Here is a 477-nt window from a genome sequence, read left to right as displayed (position 1 = left end):
GGGAACCCGGATCGCGTAGTCGGTACGTTCTTCCTTCTGGTTCGGTATCCCGATGATCGTAAACGGTGCCGGCGCAGGCGCGGTTTCCCATTCGGATTCGATCGCGGCCAGTTTGACCTGCTGGACTTCGCCGGTGCGGTAGCCGGATTCGTCGCCGAGCACGATCACGCACAGCGTGGAGGCGAGGCCGAACCCGGCGGCGATCGCGAACGAGCGCAGCGCGAATTCGGTGTCGCGGCGCTTGAGCAGATACCACGACGACACGCCGAGCACGAACATCGAGGCCGTCACATAGCCCGCCGAGACGGTGTGCACGAACTTGACCTGCGCGACCGGATTGAACAGCACGGAGAAGATGCTGTCGAGCTCCATGCGCATGGTCTGGTAGTTGAAGGTGGCGCCGACCGGATTGTTCATCCAGCCGTTGGCCACCAGAATCCACAGCGCCGAGAGGTTCGAGCCGAGCGCGACGAGGAA

At 63.3% G+C, this 477-nt stretch carries 1 protein-coding gene; it reads right to left on the bottom strand.

What is annotated here, in order from left to right:
- A partial coding sequence (locus tag P0D71_RS36075; protein ID WP_408483896.1) for a cytochrome ubiquinol oxidase subunit I occupies positions 1 to 477 on the bottom strand: 477 nt, incomplete at both ends.

The sequence above is a fragment of the Paraburkholderia sp. RL17-383-BIF-A genome (assembly GCF_046028015.1).
Lineage (GTDB): Bacteria > Pseudomonadota > Gammaproteobacteria > Burkholderiales > Burkholderiaceae > Paraburkholderia.
The sequence above is the reverse complement of the archived record's forward strand: the minus strand, read 5'-3'. Positions and strand labels throughout refer to the sequence as shown.